The following is a 22,066-nucleotide window of genomic DNA, read 5'->3' on the forward strand; positions in this document are numbered from 1 at the left end:
AGCGCCTTCTTAATTACATTCAGGATACAACTGGCACGGCCTGCGACCGCCCGACTTCTGTTACTGCTTCAACGTGCTCTTTGACATTAAATACCGCGACCAGCCCGGTCAGATGATCCGCCTGACTGGCCAGCTGATCGGTTGCCGCTGCCGCTTCCTCCACTAACGAGGCATTCTGCTGAGTGACCTGATCCATCTGGCTTACCGCCTGGGCCACCTGCTCAATCCCGCGACGCTGCTCATCAGACGCCGAGGCAATTTCGCCCATGATGTCGTTCACCCGCGTAACGGAGGTGACAATCTCGTGCATGGTTTTCGCCGCCGTATCCACCAGCGCGGAGCCTTGCTGGACGCGGGAGACAGACTCTTCAATCAGCCCTTTGATCTCTTTCGCCGCGTTGGCGCTGCGGCTCGCCAGGTTACGGACTTCACCCGCCACCACCGCAAACCCGCGCCCCTGCTCACCCGCACGCGCCGCTTCCACAGCCGCGTTCAGCGCCAGAATGTTGGTCTGGAACGCAATGCCATCAATCACGCTGATGATGTCGCCAATTTTCTGCGAACTGGCGGCAATATCCTGCATGGTGCTGGCCACATGAGACGCCTGGTCGCCCCCCTTCTTCGCCGTCATCGCCGCCTGTTTTGACAGGTCTGACGCCTGGCGCGCGTTGTCGGCGTTCTGGCTTACCGTCGCAGTCAGCTGTTCCATGCTGGCCGCCGTTTGCGCCAGCGAGGCCGCCTGTTGCTCGGTGCGGGAAGAGAGATCGTTATTGCCTGCCGCAATCTCTGAGATCCCGGTGTGCATGGCATAGCTGCCCTGGCGCACATCGGAGACCGTTTCCCGTAGCGATCCTTGCATCGCCTTCAGGCTGGCAAAGATCGCCGAAATTTCGTTTTTGCCATACACTGCCACCGGACGCGCCAGATCCCCCTTCGCAATGCTGTCGAAGTGGCTGCTGATGATCGCCAGCGGCTGAACAATCATCTTGCGCGACCAGAGCAGCGCGGCACCGGTCAGCAGTGCCGCCAGAATCACCACCACGGTAAAAATCACGCCGGACATGTGGTAGCTCATGCGGCTGCTCTCCCCTGCGCGCTGCACAAACTGGTTTATGTCCTGCTGCCAGGCGTTAAAGCTGTCATCAAACGCCGCCTGTGAGGCCTGCACCGGCGCGCTCATAAAGTCCGAGAGCTGGTTGTTCTCAAGCCAGGTCGCCTGGTGATCCAGATCGCTGTGCCACTGCTCAAAGTTCTTCTTCATGGCAGCTTTCAGCGCTTTCCCTTTTTCGCTGACGTCCTCCTGCGCGGTGAACGTTTTGAACTGCGCGTCGGCCTGCTTAAGGCTGTTGCGCGCCGTCGCCATCAGCGCCTTGATATCATCCGGCGGATAACTCAGCGCGGTTAAGGTTCCCGCCTTGTTCAGCGCAGTGCTTGCCTGCAACAGCACGGCACGCGTTTGTGCCAGTGCGGAGCGCTGCTGATTACTCGCCTCAACTTCCTGCAAATTCTGATAGCCATCGCGAAACGCCCAAAAAGACAACCCGTTACTGCCAACCTGCAACACACCGCAAAGGATCAGAATCAAAAACAGTGTGGTCGAGATACGAATACGATTTAACATCCACGCTCCCATCAAGCGGCAAGCAGCCGCGGTTTAAATGTCAGTCAAAATGTTTCCCAGTTTTCATCATGTCCGGTCGTCGTGGCGCGGGTACGCGTGGCCGCCGGCTCAGCGGCGGGCGCACGATACGTGGCTTGCGGGGTGACCGTATTTCCAGCGAGTGAAGCGAGACGAAACGCCGAGACGGCCATCTTCAGACGGCTCGCCTGGTCTTCCAGCGCAGCCGCCGCCGCGGCGGACTCCTGCACCAGAGCGGCGTTTTGTTGTGTCACGCGATCCATTTCCGATACCGCCAGGGCAACCTGGTCGATACCACGACTCTGCTCATCAGAGGCAGAGGCGATTTCACCCATGATGTCCGTTACGCGGGTAACGGCATTCACGATGTCATTCATGGTCTCCCCTGCGCTTTCCACCAGCACGGAGCCGGTATCGACGCGGGAAACCGAGTCTTCAATCAGGGCTTTAATCTCTTTCGCCGCGTTAGCGCTGCGGCTGGCGAGGTTACGCACTTCACCGGCCACCACCGCAAACCCGCGCCCCTGTTCACCCGCACGCGCAGCCTCAACGGCGGCGTTCAGCGCCAGGATATTGGTCTGGAAGGCAATGCCGTCGATCACGCTGATGATGTCAGCGATTTTCTTCGAGCTGTCGGCAATTTCATGCATGGTTTTCACCACACCATCCACCACCCGACCGCCACGCTGCGCCGTTTCGGACGCGCTTTCTGCCAGCTGAGAAGCCTGACGCGCGTTATCCGCGTTCTGCTTCACGGTGGCGGTGAGCTGTTCCATGCTGGCCGCGGTCTCTTCCAGCGCGGAGGCCTGTTGTTCGGTACGGGAAGAGAGATCGTTATTGCCCATCGCAATTTCGCTGGTGCCGGTATAGATGGCATCCGTGCCGCTACGCACGTTGGCAACGGTATCGATAAGCGAACGCTGCATATGGTCTACGCTGTTAGCCAGTTCGGTGATTTCATTCCGCCCGGAGACGGTCAGCGTTTTGGTCAAATCGCCGCTCGCAATCTCGCGGATATGGGCAATGACGCGACCCAATGGGTTCAGCAGGCTATGGCGAATGCCGTACCATACCGCGATCAGCACAATGGCCAGCGCCAGCGCCATTACCGCCATCTGCCATTTGGCAAAGCGGTAATCATTCTGGCTTTCCGTAAAGGCCGAGTGGTAGAGATCTGCGCTGGCTTTGGCGTATTCACTCAGCGCCGCGCCGAGCGCGTTTTGCATTCCTTGTGTCGGCTGGGCGAAATAGGCGTCCATGTTGCCGCTCTCCAGGAACTGGATAAGCTCCGTCAGACCGGCATAGTAGGCGTTATATTTTTCGTCGATATTCTGGCTCACCTGCTCCATGGCAGGCTGCGGGGCGATCTTCTTAAAGGCGTCGTAGTGCTTTGCGGCATCCGCAAGGGTTGCGCGGGCATTTTTCAGCAGATCGGTTTTCGCGCTGCTCTGCTGGTTATTGGGATCCATCATCATGCGGGCGGAGGAGCGGCTCAGGTTGATACGCGTTTGCAGCATCAAATCCCACGTTGACGTGAGTTCACTCTGCTGCAGGCGCAGATCGTTTGAGGCGGCGAAACTGTCCTGATTCTGTTTTAACGACGAGAAAAAAAGTCCACCGGAGATAAGCTGAAGTAGTGCGAAAATGACCAGCACCATCATGAGCATTGTGACAACGCGGATACGGTTCAACATACAACACCTTCTCATAGATTTATTAACGGTGTTATCGGCACAGGCCACAGGAACTTTACATTTGCGAAAGGGAAAAGCGCGGGGGTTAGAACGCCACGTCAACAATCAGCGTATCGGTATAGGTTCCGGCGGGGGGCGTGGCCTGCCCGGTCAGGACTTTGGCGGTGTAATTGAAGGTACGCAGTAATCCGTCGGTACTGACCTGGGACGAGGTCGCACTGGTCCAGCGTTCGGTGCCGCTGCTGCCCCAGCGGTTGGTGGTGGCTTCTTTATAGATGTCGTAACTCATATAGTTACTGCCGCTCACCATGCGACGAACGTTGTTCAGCGCATTGGCACCATTGTTAATCCCTATGGTATAGGTACTGCCTTTGGTGCAGGTGACGGCGATGGCCTGCGAGACGGTGGGAAAACTTTGTACCAGCGGCGCGCTGTTGAAATTCACGTCCGGGGTGGTCATGGTGCTGCAATCGTTAGTGACGGTCATGTTGAGAAGGATCGTGGTGGTGGCCGTGCCGGTTTGCGGCGTCAGGCAAAGTCCGGCAGCGCCAACGGCACAGACGTTGTAATTAATGCTGAATGTCAGCAGCACCTGATACGGCCCGGCCGAGACGTTCTGTCCCGGCACCGTACGGAAATAGAGCGGAATGTTGTAGCGCTTCGACCCCAGCAGCCCGAGCAGCGTGTTCCCGCTCCAGGTATAGGCATTACCGATCTGCACTTCGCTGCTACCGCCACAGCCGGAGGCAGCGCACAGGCGCGTGGGTATGACATCGGTAATAGCCGCATTGTCCGTGCGCTTCAGGGTGGCGCGACTGTTGGCGAATATCGATGCCGAGGTGTAAGTCAGCGCCACCGAGTCGTTGGTAAGCAGGTTGAGGACCGTATCGCAGGCCACCACCAGCGTGCCGGTGGTTTCCACTTCCCCGGTTCCGCTCAGTGCGAACGAGGTCACGCTGCCAAACGACGCATTCACCGTACTGACGGTGCAGGCCGCGCCGCTGGCACCGGAGAAGAGCAGCAGAATCACCAGCAGATAACGCGTCACCGTGCCTCCCGACATACCAGCGGCCCGTAGGCTTGCAGCCTGTGTTCCGGGTTCGCGCCAACGGTCAGCGTCGCCTGGCACCGTTTGCCCGTCGGGGTGATCACCTCCAGCAAATTGACGTCGCTAAGATTTTCCAGCCAGGCGATCCCGTCATAACCCACCACCGCGTTGCTGCGTGAGGCACGTCTGACCTGGCTGCCCACCGGAATGGCCTGTCCCTCGGCATCATGCAGAATGACACTTGCCACCCGCTCCTGCTCCATCGGGAAGTCCACCAGATAACCGCTGTGGCGGCGGATCGCAATCCGGCGTTCGGTCTCTTTCAGGCGCGTATCGGCAGGCAGATTGAGGGTGTCAATGCGGTAACTGGCCGGGTAATAGGCCGACACGCCGCTCACCAGCAGATAGCCGTTGCGATTCGTTTTGCCGACCGGCTGATTCTCGTAGCTGACGGGTACATCCGGTTGACCATCGGTGCTGATCACCACAAAGGCGTCGTTGATTTTATTCGCCGCAAACAGCTCGCCGTCCATCAGCACAATGGAGCCCAGCGCCTCGCTCCACCAGGTCATCATGTCCTTTTCACCGTAGGCCCCGCCCTGCACTTCGATATTATTGTTACGCCAGCCCAAGGTTCCCTGCTGATAATTGTTCGCCCGCGACTGATGCGCCCATGCCATGTTCCAGCTTAACCCGCCATCGGAAGGCATGGAGTGGTTGTAGTTGATGCGCTGCGTGCTGCCTGCCTCCGGCGTGTTTTCGAAGGTGACCGCGGCGCTGTCCCGTTCCCCAAGCGGGACCTGTAGCGAGAGTGCAACCGTCCAGTCGCCCCGCTGCTGATCACGGCTTGCGGCGAGGTAAAGACTGCTCGCGCCCCACAGGTTGCGGCTCCATGAGAGGTTAAGCAGTTCTGTTTTCTGGCTGTCAAAACTCTCCACACCGATCCAGGCAGCCCCGATATTGCCGTACTGCCCAAGGTTAAAGGTCAGGGAATATTGATCGGTATTGCGGCTGAAGCTGGCGACAGGCCGGTCGTTTTCGTCATAGATCGTCGGCTGGTCATAGAGGGCCAGGTTGCCAAAGCCGCGATCGCGTCGCGTATGTTGAGTGGCAAGGCTAAAATCGCTGGTGCTGTACTGATAGCCCCAGGCGATCTGCCCGCCCTCATCGCCGCGCATCCGGCTTTGGGTATACGCGGTATTCACAACGCCAAAGTGCCCGAGCTTCACCACCGTCCCGGCCCCGCCCAGCGCCAGCGACTCCGCCCCTTCCGCGTGAGCTTCAAGGGTCAGCCAGTCCGTTACCCCGTAGCGATACGAACCGCTGCCCGCCGCCGGACCATAGTCAAAATTGTCGATCCCGTAGTTGCGCCGCAGGCTTCCCAGCGTCACCGCCCCATCGCTCAAGCCGCGTTTAAGCAGTTCGCTGGTGACATAGAACGGCAGCGTAGTGCTCACCTGCCGTCCCAGCGCATCGGTGGTGATCAGCACCGCGTCCCCGGCCCCGTTAATATAGGGCAGATTCGTCAGGGTAAAGGGGCCCGGCTGAAGCTGCGTAGAGCCAGACCGATAGCCATTAATAAAGAGATCGACCGAGGTGGGAACCGCTGCTTCCCCGGAGAACTCCGGTAGCGGCCAGGTCACCAGATCCGGGCGCAGGGAGAAGTCACGCCCGTAGCTTATCCCACCCATACGCACGCTGGAGCTCCAGCTCAGGGCATCGCTGATCACATCCCCGGCCGTCCAGGTGGTGGCGTCCTCTTCATTGGTGACCAGCAGGGTGGTGTCATAGCGCACATATCCGGCCTGCAGGCCGTCATCGCCAGCGAAATTTTTCCGCACATAACCGGTAGAAGAGAGCGAGCCGCGTTCATTGAAGTAGCGGAACTCATGCCACAGAGAAGCCTGGCCGCCCACGTGTTCCGTGTGATTAGTATAAAGATCGTAATTCAGCAGCGCCCCGCGCCCAAAGTGAGGTTTGCTTTGCGCGGTTTGCCCGCCAAAGGAGGTCACCCGGGAGGCCACCCATTCGCGGGGCACGGTGAGCAGCAGACGCTGTCCGGCGCTGTCGTACTCCACGCGAACCTGAGCAAGCGATGAGAGATCCACCTCGCCGGTCGGCACATGCTCCGGCGGCAGCCCGGCACGCAGCAAATCGGCGCTCGAGATAAAGTAAGCGCCTTTACGCTGCGTCACGGGCACCACCAGACCGGTATCGTAGTGGTTCACTATGAGGCCAAGCTGAAAAACCGCCTCATCGTTCACCGCCCGGGCCTCGGGAGGCGGCGGTAAACTGTCATCGCCGGGTTCTGCCCAGGCGCTGGTCGTGACGCAAAGCAGGATCATCATCGCCGGTTTCAGTTGACGGGCGTCGACTGCCATTGTTCATCCCTGGCGTTAATCTGCGCGCGCATCTGGTCTGGCTGCCGAATTCCGGCCGGGATGGCCCAGCTGCGGGTACTGCCCGCCAGCACGTAGCCCAGCAATCCCTCAGCAACAGGACGTTTCTGCCCGCCCTGCACCAGCGAAACCTGACTGAGCCTGACGTGTACATCTCCCCGGTTGTTAACCTCCAGGTGAGGCTGTCCGCCCTCATTTTTTACCCGCCAGCTGAGGTTGTGCGTATCCACAAACGCATGGTGCGCCCCCTCTTTGCTTGTCGGGATCCCCTGCCCATAGACAAAAAGGGGAATGGAATAACGCATCTGCAGTTTGAGGCCGATAGCCGGTTCGGCTTTATTATCCGGCTGAGGAATTTCATCGACAATAATGCGGTAGGCCTGCTCGCCCCCCACCGGAACCGTCCCCTGTTTGATAAGACGGATAAGCTGCTTGCTGCCCGCTGCGATGGTGACAATTGGCGGGCTGGCCACCACATCCTGCTGAGCACTGTAACGTTCGAACCCGCCCTCCTGCTTCCAGCGCACAATGCGTACCTGCATGGTGGTTGGGCTGTTTCCTTGATTCTGGATCCACAGCTCCGTGGCTTTGGCATCAGCCGCCAGCCACGGATCGATAGGCCATAACAGAATGGTGGCGGCGGCCTGCACCTGGCCTGCCGCCACGGCCATCACCCCCAGCAAACTTCCCAGACATATGCGCCTGAAATATGCCGTCATCGACTCTCTCCCTTTATCACCATGACAAGGTCACGGTAAGTTGATCAGAATAGGTTCCTGCCGGGCTGAACCCGGTCAATAGCGCCACGCCAAACAGCGGCAGCGCGATGTTATTGCTGTTGGTATAGGTCACCGGAATCGCCTGGTTGACCCCTATTTCGCTGTTCGCCGCAAGTGAACTGCTGCTGTAAAGCCGGTATCCCACCACGTCGTTCCCGCCGTTGCGCGTCATTCGCCGCACGGAGGCGTAATTCTGCCCGCCGTTAATACTCATACTCAGCGCCACGCCTGGCGTACAGGCGATCGAGAGTGCCCCGTTTGGTACGAAGCTGGTGCTCACCGGAGCACTCTCCACGCCGGTATGGGTACCGAAGTTCAGCGTGCCTAACAGCCCCCCACTGCCGGTGCTCACCGCGCATCCCGGCACAATGGTCGCGCTGACCTTAAAGGACTGCGACGTGACGGCCATAGCGGCCGGCACCAGCGCCAGCCCGAGGATCAGCGTAAAAAAAAGATGCACGATCCCCTCTGCGCAGTGGCGCAGACCTGAAAAAGCGGTCTTCATGGGCTAAGTGGGCTAATAGGTTACGCTGACATTTATGGTGTCGGTGTAGGTCCCCGGTACCACCGTAACGCTGTTTCCGCCGCCGGTAATACGCCCGTAGAGGGTGTAACTGTCCACCCCACCGGCCGTGGACGCGATCGGCAATGCCGCGTTATTCGCCACAACGTTATTAAATCCGCTGTCGCTATACAGGCTGTATGCCACACCCTGCGCCGTGTTGGTGGTGTTGATCAGATAGCGGGCGGGTGTCCCCGTCGTGCCAACGACGGTGCCCGGCGCAGTGGAGTTGGTATTCCCGGTTATCGCCACCGTGTAGCTGGCGGTTGTACATTGAATCGTGAAGGTGTTTCCGCCGCTGGCACCGGTCAACTGCGTCGTCAGGGTGGAAAAGGTTGCAGGATGGGTCCCGAAATCCAGTGTCCCGAAGTTAATGCCGTTTTGGGTGGGCGATCCATTAATCAGACACCCGTTTGTCAATGTCAGCGTCGCGCCGATAGTGCCACTACTGGTGACCGCCAGCGCCTGATGGGCGGTTGTCGCGGTTAACAGAATGCCAGCGCAGGTCAAAAGGCGTTTTCTTTTCATTTACCACCCTCCAGAAGACGTCTCCGTTCACGTACAACAATTTAGTTTTAACGTTCAAGATGTTAGCCCCGCTTAATGTTCCTCCGAGGGGGTTATTGAGAATTTAGTTTATGGTTATCGCTTCGACCACTGGCGGCCATGTCAGTCACCCCCTTGTCCGATTGACAGAGAAATGATTTTAGAAACATTGGGTTATTGATTTATAAACGGAATTTACCGAATGTTGCCTGAGGATATATCCCATTAAAGTGTGATAAGCGTCACAATATATCGTCGCAGCATTAGCAACAAAATTAATAAAATTTAAAAAGGAGTTGTATCTCCCCCCGCTTTACTTCAATTTATGTGCCGAATAATTTCCCGCGCAGTAATAAAAAATCCATATATATCGGCGCGGGCGACATCTACAGCGCATAGGGGTCTTTTTCGTGGCAAGTGCAAACAAACTTACGCTCTTCATCGTGATATTCATGCTGGCGGGTATTCTTTCAGGGGCGGCCATTCATGAATACGCATCTGCGGATGCCATCAAAACCTGGTCGGATAACATTACGCTTCTCACCGATATTTTCCTGCGACTGATCAAAATGGTGATTGCACCGTTGGTCTTCAGCACGCTGACGGTCGGCATTATGAAAATGGGCGAAACCTCGACTATTTGCCGCGTAGGCGGTAAAGCGATGGTATGGTTTATCAGCTCATCGGTGCTTTCTATTCTGGTGGGGCTGTTTATTGTCACTCTGGAGCATCCAGGCAGCGGTCTGAACCTGACGATCCCCACTGAAGCAGTGGATACCGGGCTGGCCGTCGGCGGCATGACCCTGAAAGCGTTCCTCTCACATACCATCCCGACCAGCATTGCCGGGGCGATGGCGAACAATGAAATTCTGCAAATTGTGGTGTTCTCCATGTTCTTTGGCATCGGCGGCGCGTCGCTGGGCCAGAAATTCAACGCCCCGCTGGTCGCGGCGCTGGATGTGGTATCCCATATCATGCTGAAGGTCACGGGCTACGTCATGTATGTTGCCCCGCTGGCGATTTTCGCCGCGATCTCGTCGGTGATTGCCACCCAGGGTCTCGGCATTCTGCTGAACTATGCCTCCTTTATTGGCGGCTACTATGTGGCGATCCTGCTCACCTGCATGGTGTTGCTGGCAGTGGGTTACATGGTGCTGAAAAAAGAGGTGTTCCGCCTGCTCAGCATGCTGAAAGATCCGGTGCTGGTCGCCTTTACCACCAGCAGCTCCGAGGCAGCGTATCCGAAAACCCTTGAGCAACTGGAGCGATTTGGCTGTTCGCGCAGCATCGCCTCTTTCGTCCTGCCAATTGGGTATTCCTTTAACCTGGTCGGTTCGATGGTCTACTGCTCTTTTGCCTCAATGTTTATCGCTCAGGCGTACAATATTCATTTGAGTTTCTCTGAGGTCACCGTTCTGATGCTGACGCTGATGCTGGCATCAAAAGGCATTGCGGGGGTACCACGCTCTTCGCTGGTGGTACTGGCGGCGACCATCCCAAGCTTTAATATTCCGGTGGCGGGTATTCTGCTGCTGATGGGGATCGACCACTTCCTGGATATGGGGCGTTCCGCCATTAACGTGCTGGGTAACGGGATTGCAACCGCGATGCTGTCGCAGAATGAAGGGGCGCGGGAAGCTGAAGCGGAGCTGGTAGAGCAGGAAATGTAAGAGTACAAAAGGGGTGTGGCCTGATGCCCTCACCCCACCCCTCTCCCACCGGGAGAGGGGGCAAACACAAAAAACGGCAACCTGGATTGCCGTTTTGCATTTACCTACGCTACATGGTTCGCCGCGATATCCAGCAACGCCATCTCTTCGCTGTTCAACAGCTTCTCGATGTTTACCAGAATCAACATACGCTCACCCAGCGCCCCCAGCCCCGTCAGGTACTCGGTAGACAGCGTGACCGCAAACTCCGGCGCCGGACGGATTTGGTCAGACGTCAGTGAAAGCACGTCAGACACGCCATCCACCACGATACCGACCACGCGCTGCCCCAGATTGAGGACAATCACCACGGTGTTATCGTTATACTCCACATCGCCCTGGCTGAACTTCACGCGCAGGTCAACGATAGGCACAATCACGCCGCGCAGGTTGGTGACGCCTTTAATAAACGCTGGCGTGTTCGCGATGCGGGTAACCTGATCGTAACCACGAATTTCCTGCACTTTCAGGATATCGATGCCGTACTCCTCATCGCCTAAAGTGAATACCAGGAACTCCTGTCCTGATGGCTCGCCCGCCAGTTTCGTTACATTACTCATACCGGTCATGTTCTTACCCTTTACTTAATCAGGCGGCTGTGTACGCCACACGTTGTTCACGATTTAATCCCTGAAGCGCCGACACGTCGACGATCAGCGCTACGCTACCATCACCCAGAATGGTGGCGGCAGAAATACCCGGCACTTTGCGGTAGTTGCTTTCGAGGTTTTTCACCACCACCTGGTGCTGACCAATCAACTGGTCAACCAGAAGCGCGTAGCGGCGACCCGCACTTTGCAGGATCACGACGATACCCTGCGTGGCCTCTGTTTTCGCCCCGTCGACTTCGAAGACTTTCCACAGTTCCACCAGCGGCAGGTATTCCCCGCGCACTTCGAGCACGCGCTCGCCACCTGCCAGTGGGTGCAGATCTTCTTCACGTGGCTGCAGTGATTCCATTACCGCGTTCAGCGGCAGAATGAAGACTTCGTCCGCCACTTTCACCGACATACCGTCGAGGATCGCCAGCGTCAGCGGCAGCAGAATACGAATGGTGGTACCAGAACCTTGCTTAGACTGGATTTCGACGTGGCCGCCCATTTCCTGAATGTTACGCTTCACCACGTCCATTCCCACGCCGCGTCCGGAGACATCCGTCACCTGCTCGGCGGTTGAGAAACCCGGGGCGAAGATCAGCATGCCCACTTCTTCATCGGTCATGTTTTCGCTGACCGCCATCCCCTGCGAAATCGCCTTCGCCAGGATACGCTCGCGGTTAAGGCCCGCGCCGTCATCGGTTACTTCAATACAGATGTTCCCGCCCTGGTGCTCCGCAGACAGGATCAGGTTACCGACCGGGGATTTTCCTGCGGCAATACGGTTTTCCGGCAGTTCGATACCGTGGTCCAGGCTGTTACGCACCAGGTGCGTTAACGGATCGATAATGCGTTCAATCAGGCTCTTATCCAGCTCGGTGGAGCTGCCCATCAGCGTCAGTTCAATCTGCTTATTGAGTTTACCGGCCAGGTCGCGCACCAGACGCGGGAAGCGGCTAAAGACGTACTCCATCGGCATCATACGGATGGACATCACCGATTCCTGCAGATCGCGGGCGTTACGCTGTAACTGCCCCATGCTGGTAATCAGATCGCCGTGCGTGACCGGGTCCAGTTCGTTAGAACGCTGGGCCAGCATTGACTGGGTGATCACCAGCTCGCCGACCAGGTTGATCAGCTGGTCAACCTTCTCTACGGCAACGCGGATGCTGGTCGATTCGCTGGAGCGCGCCGCCGGTTTTTCACCACGGCCCGGGGCAGCAGCCTCTTTAGGAACGGCTTTCAACGCCGGGGCAGCAGGGGCGACCGCGGGCGCAGCAGCCTGAGCCACAGCGGCAACCTCCTCCACTGCAGCAGGCGCGTCAACGGCAACCGCTTCCGTTTCAAAGGCGATTTGATCGGCTTCGATAACAAAGCACAGCACTGCCACGATGTCGTCCTGGCTGATACCGTCATCGAGCGTCGCAGCAAGGCTGTCTTTGCCTTTTACCACGTTGCTTAATGTCGCCAGGTTACCCAGCTCCTCTTCCAGCAGGTTGACTTCGTTCTCTTTCAGGCGTGACAGCACAACGCGCAGTTTCCCCGCTTTAGCGGCGGCAGGTGCTGCATCTTCAGCGGCTGGCGCATCAACAACACTCAGTTTGGCTGCAGGAACAACGGCTGCGGCGACCTCACCTTTTGCTTCCAGCGCAAGCTGGCGCAGCGCATTGCAGATGTATTCAAAGCTGGCGGCATCAGGCTCTGCCGAACTTTTATAGGCGTCGAGCTGTTCCTGCATAATATCTTTGGTTTCCAAAAACAGGTTGATAATGTCGGTATTGAGCTGCATCTCACCGCGTCGTGCTTCATCAAGCAGGTTTTCCATTAAATGGGTGGTTTCCTGCAGGATGGTAAATCCAAATGTTCCGGCTCCGCCTTTAATGGAGTGCGCAGCGCGGAAGATGGCATTGAGCTGCTCGGAGTCCGGCGCTTCTGGCACCAAATCCAGCAAATGTTGCTCCATATCCGCCAACAATTCGTCGGCTTCATCAAAGAATGTCTGGTAAAAATCGCTAATATCCATGCTCACGCTATCACCTCGGATTGGCTGGTGGCGATGTTGGAACGGCAGCCGAAGGAACGGCCCCAGGCTGTTTTAAATCGTCCAGTGACTCATTCTGACTTTCGGCGTTTTCATGCAGGATGGCCTGCTCCGCCTGCTGGTTCAGCACTAAAAGACTGATACGACGGTTGATGGCGTCATCCGGCCCGCGGTCAGAGACACGCATGGTTGCTGCCATGCCGACCACGCGCAGTACCTTGCCATCATCAAGCCCACCCGCCACCAGCTCGCGACGCGAGGCGTTGGCACGATCGGCAGAAAGCTCCCAGTTGCTGTATCCCTTCTCGCCCGTGGCGTACGGGAAGTCATCCGTGTGGCCTGACAGGCTAATGCGGTTTGGAATACCGTTCAGCACCGGCGCAATGGCGCGCAAAATATCGCGCATATAGGGTTCAACCTCGGCGCTACCGGTTTTGAACATCGGGCGGTTCTGGCTATCAATAATCTGGATACGCAGCCCTTCCTGCACCAGATCGATCTTCAGATGCGGTCGCAGCGCGCGCAGTTTCGGGTCCGCTTCAATCAGCTGATCGAGATCGCCGCGCAGTCTCTTCAGACGCGCCTGCTCCATCTTTCTCTTCAGCTCGTCGATGTTCGGCTCTTTTTTCACCTCACCCTGCTTCTGGGTGTAATCATCGCCGCCGCCGGGGATCGGGCTGTCACTGTTAGAGATACGCGGCCCACCGGAGACCGCAGTCGCCAACGGCGTACGGAAGTATTCCGCAATCTGAATCAGCTCTTTCGGGCTGGAGATCGAGATCAACCACATCACCAGAAAGAAGGCCATCATTGCGGTCATAAAATCGGCGTAGGCAATTTTCCAGGAGCCATGCGCACCGTGCCCATGCCCCTTATGCTTGCGCTTTTTTACGATGACGATCGGATGGGACTGGTTTTTCATGCGTCCTCAGTTGTCGTCTGTTGGTTTGGGTTTTTCACCGCACGCACGTGTTCTTCAAGCTCGATAAACGACGGACGCTCGCTGGAGTAAAGCGTTTTACGGCCAAACTCAACCGCGATCGGTGGCGCATAACCGTTGAGGTTAGAGAGCAGCGTAATCTTCACGCACTGCATCATTTTGGTGGTTTCCGCGCTCTTCTGACGCAGAACGCTGGCCAGCGGAGAGATAAAACCATACGCCAGCAAAATACCGAGGAAGGTCCCCACCATGGCGTGGGCAATCAGCGCCCCCAGCTCTGCAGCCGGGCGATCCGCCGAGGCCAGCGCGTGAACAACCCCCATGACCGCCGCCACGATACCGAAGGCCGGCAATGAGTCCCCCACCAGCGCCAGGCTGTTGGCCGGCACTTCGGATTCGCTCTCGTGGGTTTCGATCTCTTCGTCCATCAGCGCTTCAATTTCGAAGGTATTCATATTGCCGCTGATGATCAGGCGCAGGTAATCGACAATGAAATCCAGCATCATGGCATCGGCAAGGATGCGCGGGTAGCTGGCAAAAATCTCGCTCTCTTTCGGGTTTTCGATATCCCGTTCCAGCGAGAACATCCCCTGCTGGCGCGACTTCGCCATCAGGCGATAGAGCAGAGCCAGCAGATCCATATACATGCTTTTGGTGTATTTCGAGCGACGGAACAGCAATGGAATAGCTTTCAGCGTCCCCTTGATCGATTTCCCGTTGTTGCCAACGATAAAAGCCCCTACCCCTGCGCCGCCGATGATAATAAGTTCAGCCGGTTGATAGAGTGCTCCAAGGTGCCCGCCGGTCATCATGTAACCGCCGAAAACTGTACCGAGAACTACCAGGTAACCTAATAAGATAAGCACGACATCATCCTTCCGCTAGTGACTATGGCAAGGACGTTCAGCTCGCAGCGTTTACCGAATCCAGGATAAAAAAAAGCAGCGGTAATGGCTTACCGCTGCTGGAATCTTTCCCACACGTTCGGGTTAAACAGCTTGTTCGATCTGTTCATCCAGCAGTTGTGGAATAATATCGGCAGCATCCCGGGAAAGTTTACGTCTTTTTACTGCACGGGATGGAGGCTGACATAAACTACAGGCGAAGCTGCCTGCAGGCTGATGAGCATGGGTAATGAAATTGCCATCGCAGCAGTTGCAGCGCGACAATTCAAGCATTCCGCTCTCAACAAAACGCACCAGCGTCCATGCGCGGGTCAGCGCCAGCAGGGGACCCTCTTCCTGCTGTGGGCATTGTTCAAGGTAAAGTTTATACGCTTTGATCACGGCATCGACGCCGCTACACAAACCGGTTTTGAGAAGGTACTGCCAGGCATTACAGAACATGGAGGCGTGAATGTTCTGCTCCCAGGTCATAAACCAGTCCGTTGAAAACGGCAACATTCCTTTCGGTGGGGGACTACCACGTAACTCTTTGTACAGTTTGATGAGACGACCACGGCTCAACTGAGTTTCGCTTTCCAGCATTTGTAAACGAGCACCCAGTGTAATCAGCTCCATGGCCAACTGTATGTCACGCGCTTCCTGAACAATGCTTTTCTCGCTCATTTCTACGCTCTTTTTTTACGGGCTGCGTCATCAGGCTGGCTGATTTCGTTGAGCAAGCGGGTGGAGAGAAGAATACCGGTATGGATCTGTTGCAGATCGTCCACACGAGATTCCTGTGTCAGCCGCGTGATAGTCTGAGGATTATCGAAGCGGAACTGGCAAACCAGTTGATTCGTTTCAGCCAGTTTAACCATTTGCGGCAGGGTTAACCCGCCCAGCATGGTTGCCATCTCTTCGTTAATACCTAAACGAAACATCGCGGACGCTTTGTCCTGACTAATCAATCGCTGCGCGAGCAGTAAATATGACAGGTTGATGTCATAGATATGTTTTAGCAACTCGGATGTATGCATTTTTCCCATCCCGAATAACCAACTATTATTTTTATGCGGAAAGACCGCACCCCGTGATGTCGCCGGGAAAACACCCGGTATTTAAAAAAAAGGCTAAATGCATAGTTGAATTTAGGTTTGTATTCTGCAAAACGTGCACCAACGAAGCGCGGATGCGCTTCTTACATGTTTTATCATTTCTTACAAATAACTAAGATTTTTCCTAATTCGACGCAAACTCTACTCGTCAGTTTTGACACATACAATGCAGCCATCCTCAAATTTAAAAAAAATGTGATCCATGTCACATAATTTAAGTGAATATCATCCATAAATCCATCAGTGAGACTTGTAATTTGTTCATTTTTTAACCAATCAAGACCATTTTATATTCTTTATGGACGAATACTCATGCAGAAGTGCGAACAGAAGGCGCATGGCGATTGCTTTTTTGAGCAATAGCGACTACCGCAACAATTCACACGCTATACATCTCAGGGCCACATTTTCATTACCTATGAAAAACATACAGTTATGCTTGAGGGGTGAAAAATTTGTTTCAAAGCGTGATCATTCACATTGCGTCTATAACGCTTTAAAACGATTTAACATCACGCGCATCAAAATGTGTGATTTACGTTAAGTTGTTAATTTTTTTCATTTGCACGCGGTTTGCCGTTATTCTTCTTATAAGAATAATTAATGAATAATTATGAGAAGCTTCACACTAATGTCGTATTCACCTCTTGCAGAAGTGCTGATTTCGCGGTAATGCTGACTCAGACGCGGTTTTTCAGACAGCTAAGGAGTGCGTGATGAGTTACTCCCATCTTCTTGTTTCTGTTGCAGTTTCACCGGAAAGTCACCAACTCGTTGCCCGGGCGGTGTCCATCGCCCGCCCGCATAATGCGCGCATCAGCTTAATTACCCTTGCGGCCGAACCCGAGATGTACAATCAACTGGCAGCCCCCATGCTGGAAGATATTCGTGAGGTATTACAGGAAGAAACGCAGCAATTTCTGCAGGAGCTGGTGGAGAAAGCGCAATATCCCATTTATCAGACCGTCATTGCGACAGGTGAACTGAATGCGCATATTCTCGACATGTGTCGCAAAGAGAAAATTGATTTAGTGATATGCGGTAATCATAACCAAAGCTTTATTTCACGGGCGGCCTGCGCGGCGAAATCGATAGTCGCCTCAAGCCTGGTTGATGTGCTGTTGGTGCCTCTTGGGGGTCGTTAAACCCCCAGAGGAATATCACGCCAGTTTAGGGAAAGTCGCGATCTTTTTTTGCAGAACGCCTTCATGGCTCTGCGGCTCAATATTACGCAAATCGCGAATAAAACGTGCCTGCCAGTGATTAATATCGTTCTCGCGGATCGTATCCATCATTTCCGCATGACGGGAAATACGCTCCGTCAGCGGCATCGTCAGAGCACGGTTGAGCGCGTTCGCCACATCATCCCGGTCGTAAGGGTTCACGATGAGCGCTGAAGTGAGTTCGTTCGCGGCTCCCGCAAACTGAGAAAGCACCAGCACCCCCGGATCGGCCGGATCTTGTGCCGCCACATACTCCTTTGCCACCAGGTTCATCCCGTCGCGCAGCGGTGTTACGAGGCCGACGTCAGCATAGCGGAACACCTTCATCAGGATCTTACGGTCAAAGTGTTGGTTCAGATAAAACAGCGGCGTCCAGCCCAGCTGACCGTAGCGGCCGTTGATGCGCCCTGCTTCCGTCTCCAGTTGATGACGAATATCCTGATAGGCCTGCACTTCCCCACGCGACGTAGGTGCAATCTGCGTATAGCGGATTTTACCGTGGTGCTGCGGGTATTTATCCAGCAGCGTTTCATACGCCAGGAAGCGCTCCGGCAGCCCTTTGGAGTAGTCGAGACGCTCCACCGAGAAGATATTCTTCACGTGTTTCAGCTCGTTTTTAAGCTGTGCCAGCTTCGGCGGCAACGGACCAGACGCCTGCTCAGCAATCTCATCCGGCTCTATCCCAATCGGATAGACTTCGGTGTGGAACGTTTTACCCCAGGCCGTATGCGTTTTGCCCCCTTTCGTCATCAGGCGTGTTTTGCCCGATACCGAATCCAGGAACGCAATGCGGTCATTCTCAGTCTGGAAGCCCAGCAAATCGTAATCACACAGCGCTTCCAGCAGTTCTTCATGCGGCGGCAGCGCGGTAAAAATTTCCGGTGTCGGGAACGGAATATGGAGGAAGAAGCCGATGCGGTTGTTGACTCCGCGTTTTCGCAGCTCGCGGGCGAAGGGAAGCAGATGATAATCGTGGATCCATAAAATATCGTCTTCCTCGATTAAAGGCAGCAGTTTATCCGCCAGCAGCGCATTGACGCGGCTGTAGCCTTCAAACGATTCTCGCTGGAATTTGACCAGGTCCAGACGGTAGTGGAACGCGGGCCACAGCACGGCATTCGAGAACTGGGAGTAATACTCGTCATAATCTTTCTCTTTCAGGGCGAATGACGCCCAGGTGATGTTGCCGCGCGTCACCTTTTTAAGTGGTTTTTCTTCCTCACTGATGTCACCACTCCAGCCAAACCACAGCCCGCCAGCAGCTTTTAAGGCACCTAATACCCCCACCGCCAGCCCACCTGCACTGGCTTTTTTATCGTCAGGCGGTGCGATACGGTTAGAGACGACGACTAAGCGACCCATAATGGTTTCCCCCTTTGTTTTGCGCTATTTGTTGTTGTTGCTGGTTAGCGATGTCAGATATCCACTGCCAGACGCTGGCCACATTTGCCAGACGCCATTCGGCTTCAGTGTCACCAGGCCCAACCTTCACGGAGATCCCTCCGGCCTGATTCACTACACGAAACCCGGCCTCATCGGTCAGGTCATCCCCAAGAAAAACGGGCGTCCGGCCCTGGAAAGGCGGCGTTGCCATAAACGCGGCGATCGCAGCCCCTTTATTGATCCCTTTCGGTTTAAGCTCCACGACGCATTTACCCGGCTGCAGCGCCAGCTCAGGATGCGCCTGCGCGACCCTGGCGGCGAGCGCAAGCACGGCCTCTTCATGCTGCGGTGCCTGGCGATAGTGCAAGGCAAAGGCCATCCCTTTGGCTTCCAGCTCCGTGCCCGGCAGTTCAGCCAGTGCAGCAGCGAGCTGCGCCTGCAGCTTTTCGATTAATGCATCGGGGAGTGAAACGATGTGCGTGTGATCATGGATGTCGCGGCGCTCCGCTCCGTGTACACCGGCCAGCGGAAAGTGGTAAGGACTGGCGAGCAAATCCAGCTCGGCCATTGAGCGCCCTGATATCAATGCCAGTGCTCCCTCATTCATTTGCGAGAGCTGATGCAAATCCTGTAATACCGCCTCCGGGATAACCACCTGGTCGGGGTGCGGTTTTATCCCGGCGAGCGTGCCGTCGAGATCGAAAAAGAAAGCATAGTGTCCGGGCAGTACAGGCGGTGCGGTTAACAAGTCAGCCACCCTGGTCCTCCTTACGGTTTACGAGAGGTAAACGCCTTTACCTCTTTCATAGCCATGTAAGTATAGACAGTGTGACGTCGCTCGCCATTTGACAACCGCCCCGCCAGCGGAACTGGCGGGGCGGTTCAGGCGTCAACTAAGGTTATTAGTTGAGCAATTAAAAGGCAGGAAGAACGTTACACGGTACGCTTCGCTTTTTGCTTGTAACGGTCGAAAATCACGGCTGCGAGCAGGATCAGGCCACGAACCACATACTGGGAGAACGGCGAAATATTCAGCAGGTTCATGGCGTTCTCTACCGTCCCCAAAATGAGGATACCGGCCACCACATATGAGATTTTTCCGATGCCGCCTTTCAGCGAAACCCCGCCCAACACGCAGGCTGAAATGACGATCAGCTCGTACCCAATGGAGGTCATAGGCTGGCCGCTGGTCATGCGCGATGCCAGAATAATCCCCGCTGCCGCCGAGACCAGACCGGAGAGCACAAAGATAATGATCTTGGTGCGCACCACCGGTACACCCGCCAGCCGCGCCGCTTCCTCATTACCGCCGATCGCCAGGGTATTTCGGCCAAACGTGGTGCGGTTAAGCAGGAAGCCGAACAGGATCAGACAGGCCACCGTCAGCCAGATTGGCGCAGGCAACCCCAGCCAGTTCGCATAGCCAAGGGTGAAGAAGCGCTCGTCTTCAATCCCCACCGCTTTACCGTCGGAGATGATATAGGCCAGACCGCGCACAATCTGCATGGTCGCAAGCGTGGTGATCAGGGCGTTAATCTTCAGGCGGGCAATCACAAACCCGTTAACCAGACCGCTGATAACGCCCAGCAGCAGACCCGCCAGCACGCCAATCCACAGGCTTTCGGTCATGTTGATTACCACCGCCGTGGTGACGCCAGCACAGGCAATGACGGAGGCCACTGACAGGTCGAAATCGCCCGAGGCCAGACAGAACAGCATCCCGCAGGCCACCATACCGGACATGGAAATGGCCAGCCCCAGCCCTTTCATATTAATGAAGGTGGCAAAGTTGGGCACAAAGATCGCGCAGGCGACAAAGAGTGCGGCAAAGACCACCAGCATGCCGTACTGATCCCAGATGCGGCCAAAACTGAAGGCCGATTTCGATTTCGGCGCTCCGGATGTAGTAACAGAGGACATCATTAACTCCTTGCTCAGGCGACAGCCTGGCTAACTTTCGGCATGGCGAGACTCAACGCCTGTTGTTCATTCGCCTGTTCATGAAGCAATTCACCGGCGATTTCGCCCTCACGCATCACAACAATGCGGTCGGCCACGCCGAGTACCTCAGGCAGATCGCTGGAGGCGAACAACACCGCCACACCGCGTTTTGCCAGCTCATAGATCACGTTATAAATTTCGTGTTTCGCCCCCACATCGATGCCGCGCGTTGGCTCATCCAGCAAAATGACCTTCATATCCTCCGACAACCAGCGGCCTAAAATCGCCTTCTGCTGGTTACCGCCGGAGAGATTCATGATCAGCTGTTCCGGGCCCGGGGTTTTGATGTTCAGCGAACGGATATGGTGATCGGCGTTGCTCTCCTCCCAGCCGTCGTTGATCAGGCAACCGGCGCGAATAAACTTCCGCCGCGCGGAAATATTGATGTTGTCACGTACCGAGTGCACCGGAATAATGCCCTCCGCTTTGCGGTCTTCCGGGCAGAGCATCATCCCGGCCTGGATGGCATGTGCGGGCTTCTGGATATCGACCCGCTGCCCGTCAATGGATACCTGCCCTTCGGTGATGCGCGTACCGCCAAACAGGCCTTTCATTAACTCGCTACGCCCTGCGCCCACCAGACCAAACAGCCCGACAATCTCCCCGCTGCGCACCGAGAGCGAGATCGGCGTTCGCACACCCGGCGCTTTAACGTTTTCCAGCTTCAGGCGCTCAGGGCCGTATTCGCGTGGCTGCCAGTGATAGATATCTCCCAGCTCGCGGCCAACCATCGCCTGAACGAGCTGGTCATGATTGACCTGCTCCATATCGGTAAAGGTGCGCACGTAGCGGCCATCTTTAAAGACGGTGATGGCATCGCTTAAGGCAAAAATCTCTTCCATACGGTGCGAAACATACAAAATAATGCGGCCTTCTTTACGCAGCTCGCGGATCACCCGGAACAGGTTTTCGATTTCACGCGCGGAAAGCGAGCTTGTCGGTTCGTCGAAGGCAATGATCCTGGCGTTACGCGCCAGCGCCTTGGCAATTTCAACCATCTGCCACTGGCCGATGGAGAGATACTTCAGAGGTGTCTGGGGATCGACATCCAGACCCAGATGTTTCAGCTGCAGCCCCGCTTCGTAATTAAGTAGCGACCGGTTTACCACGCCGCTTTTGTGCGGGAGCTGGCCTAAATAGATGTTTTCCGCCACCGTCATCTCAGGGATCAAATGCAGTTCCTGATAGATGATGGCCACCCCGGCGTTGAGCGCAGCGGTGGTATCAGCAAACGCCACCTCTTCGCCGCGAATGGCCAGCGTGCCGGTGGTTGGCGTGTAGTTGCCGCTGAGGATTTTCAACAGCGTGGATTTTCCGGCGCCGTTTTCGCCCATCAGGGCGTGAACCTGACCGGCATAGCAGTCGAAGCTGATATCGGTCAGCGCGTTAACACCGGGAAAGGTTTTCCCGATACCGCGAAAAGAGAGATACGGATCAGACTGTCGCATAACGTCTCCGTGATTCCTGTAGTGTGTACGTCTGGCCCCTCGCGGTTCGCGAGGGGCAC

The 22,066-nt window shown here is 55.9% G+C and carries 19 protein-coding genes; 2 read left to right on the forward strand and 17 right to left on the reverse strand.

The genetic code is table 11. The annotated features are described in order from the left end of the window. Positions 1-19: 19 nt before the first annotated feature. The 7 genes from tap to ACQG2G_RS13375 all read right to left on the reverse strand — a co-directional run bounded on the left by tap (position 20) and on the right by ACQG2G_RS13375 (position 8,649). Positions 20-1,621, reverse strand: coding sequence for a methyl-accepting chemotaxis protein IV (gene tap, locus ACQG2G_RS13345; protein WP_029882322.1), 1,602 nt, complete (start codon positions 1,619-1,621; stop codon positions 20-22). A 44-nt stretch (positions 1,622-1,665) separates the two neighbouring features. After that, complete coding sequence (gene tar, locus ACQG2G_RS13350; protein ID WP_248766550.1) at positions 1,666-3,333, reverse strand: methyl-accepting chemotaxis protein II; 1,668 nt, start codon at positions 3,331-3,333, stop codon at positions 1,666-1,668. Between the two features lie 85 nt (positions 3,334-3,418). After that, complete coding sequence (locus tag ACQG2G_RS13355) at positions 3,419-4,381, reverse strand: Csu type fimbrial protein (RefSeq protein ID WP_248066031.1); 963 nt, start codon at positions 4,379-4,381, stop codon at positions 3,419-3,421. Continuing rightward, entirely contained in the window at positions 4,378-6,762 is a 2,385-nt protein-coding gene (locus ACQG2G_RS13360; protein WP_248766551.1) for a fimbria/pilus outer membrane usher protein, read from the reverse strand. The genes ACQG2G_RS13355 and ACQG2G_RS13360 overlap by 4 nt, the downstream gene beginning before the upstream one ends. Further along, a complete protein-coding gene (locus tag ACQG2G_RS13365) occupies positions 6,738-7,499 on the reverse strand; it encodes a molecular chaperone (protein WP_348595898.1) in 762 nt (253 codons plus the stop codon). Before ACQG2G_RS13365 ends, ACQG2G_RS13360 begins: the two co-directional genes overlap by 25 nt. A 16-nt stretch (positions 7,500-7,515) precedes the next feature. Next, positions 7,516-8,064 carry a Csu type fimbrial protein gene (locus tag ACQG2G_RS13370; RefSeq protein WP_028027938.1) on the reverse strand — a complete coding sequence of 183 codons (549 nt, stop codon included), beginning with the start codon at positions 8,062-8,064 and terminating at the stop codon, positions 7,516-7,518. Between the two features lie 12 nt (positions 8,065-8,076). Next, positions 8,077-8,649: a spore coat protein U domain-containing protein gene (locus ACQG2G_RS13375; RefSeq protein WP_013096056.1), complete on the reverse strand. Its 573-nt coding sequence runs from the start codon at positions 8,647-8,649 to the stop codon at positions 8,077-8,079. A 428-nt stretch (positions 8,650-9,077) separates the two neighbouring features. Here ACQG2G_RS13375 and ACQG2G_RS13380 point away from each other — a divergent pair, with 428 nt between their 5' ends. Beyond that, positions 9,078-10,337: a dicarboxylate/amino acid:cation symporter gene (locus ACQG2G_RS13380; RefSeq protein WP_426769272.1), complete on the forward strand. Its 1,260-nt coding sequence runs from the start codon at positions 9,078-9,080 to the stop codon at positions 10,335-10,337. Positions 10,338-10,441: 104 nt separating this feature from the next. Here ACQG2G_RS13380 and cheW read toward each other — a convergent pair whose 3' ends face one another. The 6 genes from cheW to flhD form a co-directional block, all read right to left on the reverse strand. After that, positions 10,442-10,945: a chemotaxis protein CheW gene (gene cheW, locus ACQG2G_RS13385; protein ID WP_013096054.1), complete on the reverse strand. Its 504-nt coding sequence runs from the start codon at positions 10,943-10,945 to the stop codon at positions 10,442-10,444. A gap of 19 nt (positions 10,946-10,964) precedes the next feature. Then, positions 10,965-13,001 carry a chemotaxis protein CheA gene (cheA, locus tag ACQG2G_RS13390; RefSeq protein ID WP_028027937.1) on the reverse strand — a complete coding sequence of 679 codons (2,037 nt, stop codon included), beginning with the start codon at positions 12,999-13,001 and terminating at the stop codon, positions 10,965-10,967. Between the two features lie 4 nt (positions 13,002-13,005). Next, a complete protein-coding gene (motB, locus tag ACQG2G_RS13395; RefSeq protein WP_038419941.1) occupies positions 13,006-13,935 on the reverse strand; it encodes a flagellar motor protein MotB in 930 nt (309 codons plus the stop codon). After that, positions 13,932-14,819 carry a flagellar motor stator protein MotA gene (gene motA, locus ACQG2G_RS13400; RefSeq protein WP_008500417.1) on the reverse strand — a complete coding sequence of 296 codons (888 nt, stop codon included), beginning with the start codon at positions 14,817-14,819 and terminating at the stop codon, positions 13,932-13,934. The genes motB and motA overlap by 4 nt, the downstream gene beginning before the upstream one ends. A gap of 123 nt (positions 14,820-14,942) precedes the next feature. After that, positions 14,943-15,521, reverse strand: a complete 579-nt coding sequence (gene flhC / locus ACQG2G_RS13405; RefSeq protein ID WP_013096051.1) for a flagellar transcriptional regulator FlhC — start codon at positions 15,519-15,521, stop codon at positions 14,943-14,945. Between the two features lie 2 nt (positions 15,522-15,523). After that, the gene (flhD, locus tag ACQG2G_RS13410) at positions 15,524-15,874 is read right to left on the reverse strand and encodes a flagellar transcriptional regulator FlhD (RefSeq protein WP_013096050.1); all 351 of its coding nucleotides are present in this window, start codon (positions 15,872-15,874) and stop codon (positions 15,524-15,526) included. Positions 15,875-16,668: 794 nt separating this feature from the next. Between flhD and uspC the strand changes: the two genes are divergently transcribed. Further along, the gene (gene uspC / locus ACQG2G_RS13415; RefSeq protein WP_038419943.1) at positions 16,669-17,097 is read left to right on the forward strand and encodes a universal stress protein UspC; all 429 of its coding nucleotides are present in this window, start codon (positions 16,669-16,671) and stop codon (positions 17,095-17,097) included. Between the two features lie 15 nt (positions 17,098-17,112). Here the strand turns inward: uspC and otsA are convergent, their stop codons facing one another. The 4 genes from otsA to araG all read right to left on the reverse strand — a co-directional run bounded on the left by otsA (position 17,113) and on the right by araG (position 22,007). Then, positions 17,113-18,537, reverse strand: a complete 1,425-nt coding sequence (otsA, locus tag ACQG2G_RS13420; protein ID WP_013096048.1) for an alpha,alpha-trehalose-phosphate synthase — start codon at positions 18,535-18,537, stop codon at positions 17,113-17,115. Next, the gene (gene otsB / locus ACQG2G_RS13425) at positions 18,512-19,315 is read right to left on the reverse strand and encodes a trehalose-phosphatase (protein ID WP_020687626.1); all 804 of its coding nucleotides are present in this window, start codon (positions 19,313-19,315) and stop codon (positions 18,512-18,514) included. Before otsB ends, otsA begins: the two co-directional genes overlap by 26 nt. A gap of 176 nt (positions 19,316-19,491) precedes the next feature. After that, the gene (gene araH, locus ACQG2G_RS13430) at positions 19,492-20,478 is read right to left on the reverse strand and encodes an L-arabinose ABC transporter permease AraH (protein ID WP_013096046.1); all 987 of its coding nucleotides are present in this window, start codon (positions 20,476-20,478) and stop codon (positions 19,492-19,494) included. 14 nt (positions 20,479-20,492) lie between these two features. Next, on the reverse strand, positions 20,493-22,007 hold the full coding sequence (gene araG / locus ACQG2G_RS13435) for an L-arabinose ABC transporter ATP-binding protein AraG (RefSeq protein ID WP_058682892.1): 1,515 nt from the start codon (positions 22,005-22,007) through the stop codon (positions 20,493-20,495). Between the last annotated feature and the right edge of the window lie 59 nt (positions 22,008-22,066).

Origin of the sequence: Enterobacter cloacae complex sp. 382A5 (assembly GCF_050031095.1) — a bacterium.
In the GTDB taxonomy this organism is placed as follows: Bacteria; Pseudomonadota; Gammaproteobacteria; order Enterobacterales; family Enterobacteriaceae; genus Enterobacter; species Enterobacter cloacae.

Excerpts from the sequence above, each read along its gene's own strand:
- tap (WP_029882322.1), bottom strand. The coding sequence starts at position 1,621 with ATGTTAAATCGTATTCGTATCTCGACCACACTGTTTTTGATTCTGATC.
- tar (WP_248766550.1), bottom strand. The coding sequence starts at position 3,333 with ATGTTGAACCGTATCCGCGTTGTCACAATGCTCATGATGGTGCTGGTC.
- ACQG2G_RS13360 (WP_248766551.1), bottom strand. The coding sequence starts at position 6,762 with ATGGCAGTCGACGCCCGTCAACTGAAACCGGCGATGATGATCCTGCTT.
- ACQG2G_RS13365 (WP_348595898.1), bottom strand. The coding sequence starts at position 7,499 with ATGACGGCATATTTCAGGCGCATATGTCTGGGAAGTTTGCTGGGGGTG.
- ACQG2G_RS13370 (WP_028027938.1), bottom strand. The coding sequence starts at position 8,064 with ATGAAGACCGCTTTTTCAGGTCTGCGCCACTGCGCAGAGGGGATCGTG.
- ACQG2G_RS13375 (WP_013096056.1), bottom strand. The coding sequence starts at position 8,649 with ATGAAAAGAAAACGCCTTTTGACCTGCGCTGGCATTCTGTTAACCGCG.
- cheW (WP_013096054.1), bottom strand. The coding sequence starts at position 10,945 with ATGACCGGTATGAGTAATGTAACGAAACTGGCGGGCGAGCCATCAGGA.
- motB (WP_038419941.1), bottom strand. The coding sequence starts at position 13,935 with ATGAAAAACCAGTCCCATCCGATCGTCATCGTAAAAAAGCGCAAGCAT.
- flhC (WP_013096051.1), bottom strand. The coding sequence starts at position 15,521 with ATGAGCGAGAAAAGCATTGTTCAGGAAGCGCGTGACATACAGTTGGCC.
- flhD (WP_013096050.1), bottom strand. The coding sequence starts at position 15,874 with ATGCATACATCCGAGTTGCTAAAACATATCTATGACATCAACCTGTCA.
- uspC (WP_038419943.1), top strand. The coding sequence starts at position 16,669 with ATGAGTTACTCCCATCTTCTTGTTTCTGTTGCAGTTTCACCGGAAAGT.
- otsA (WP_013096048.1), bottom strand. The coding sequence starts at position 18,537 with ATGGGTCGCTTAGTCGTCGTCTCTAACCGTATCGCACCGCCTGACGAT.
- araH (WP_013096046.1), bottom strand. The coding sequence starts at position 20,478 with ATGTCCTCTGTTACTACATCCGGAGCGCCGAAATCGAAATCGGCCTTC.
- araG (WP_058682892.1), bottom strand. The coding sequence starts at position 22,007 with ATGCGACAGTCTGATCCGTATCTCTCTTTTCGCGGTATCGGGAAAACC.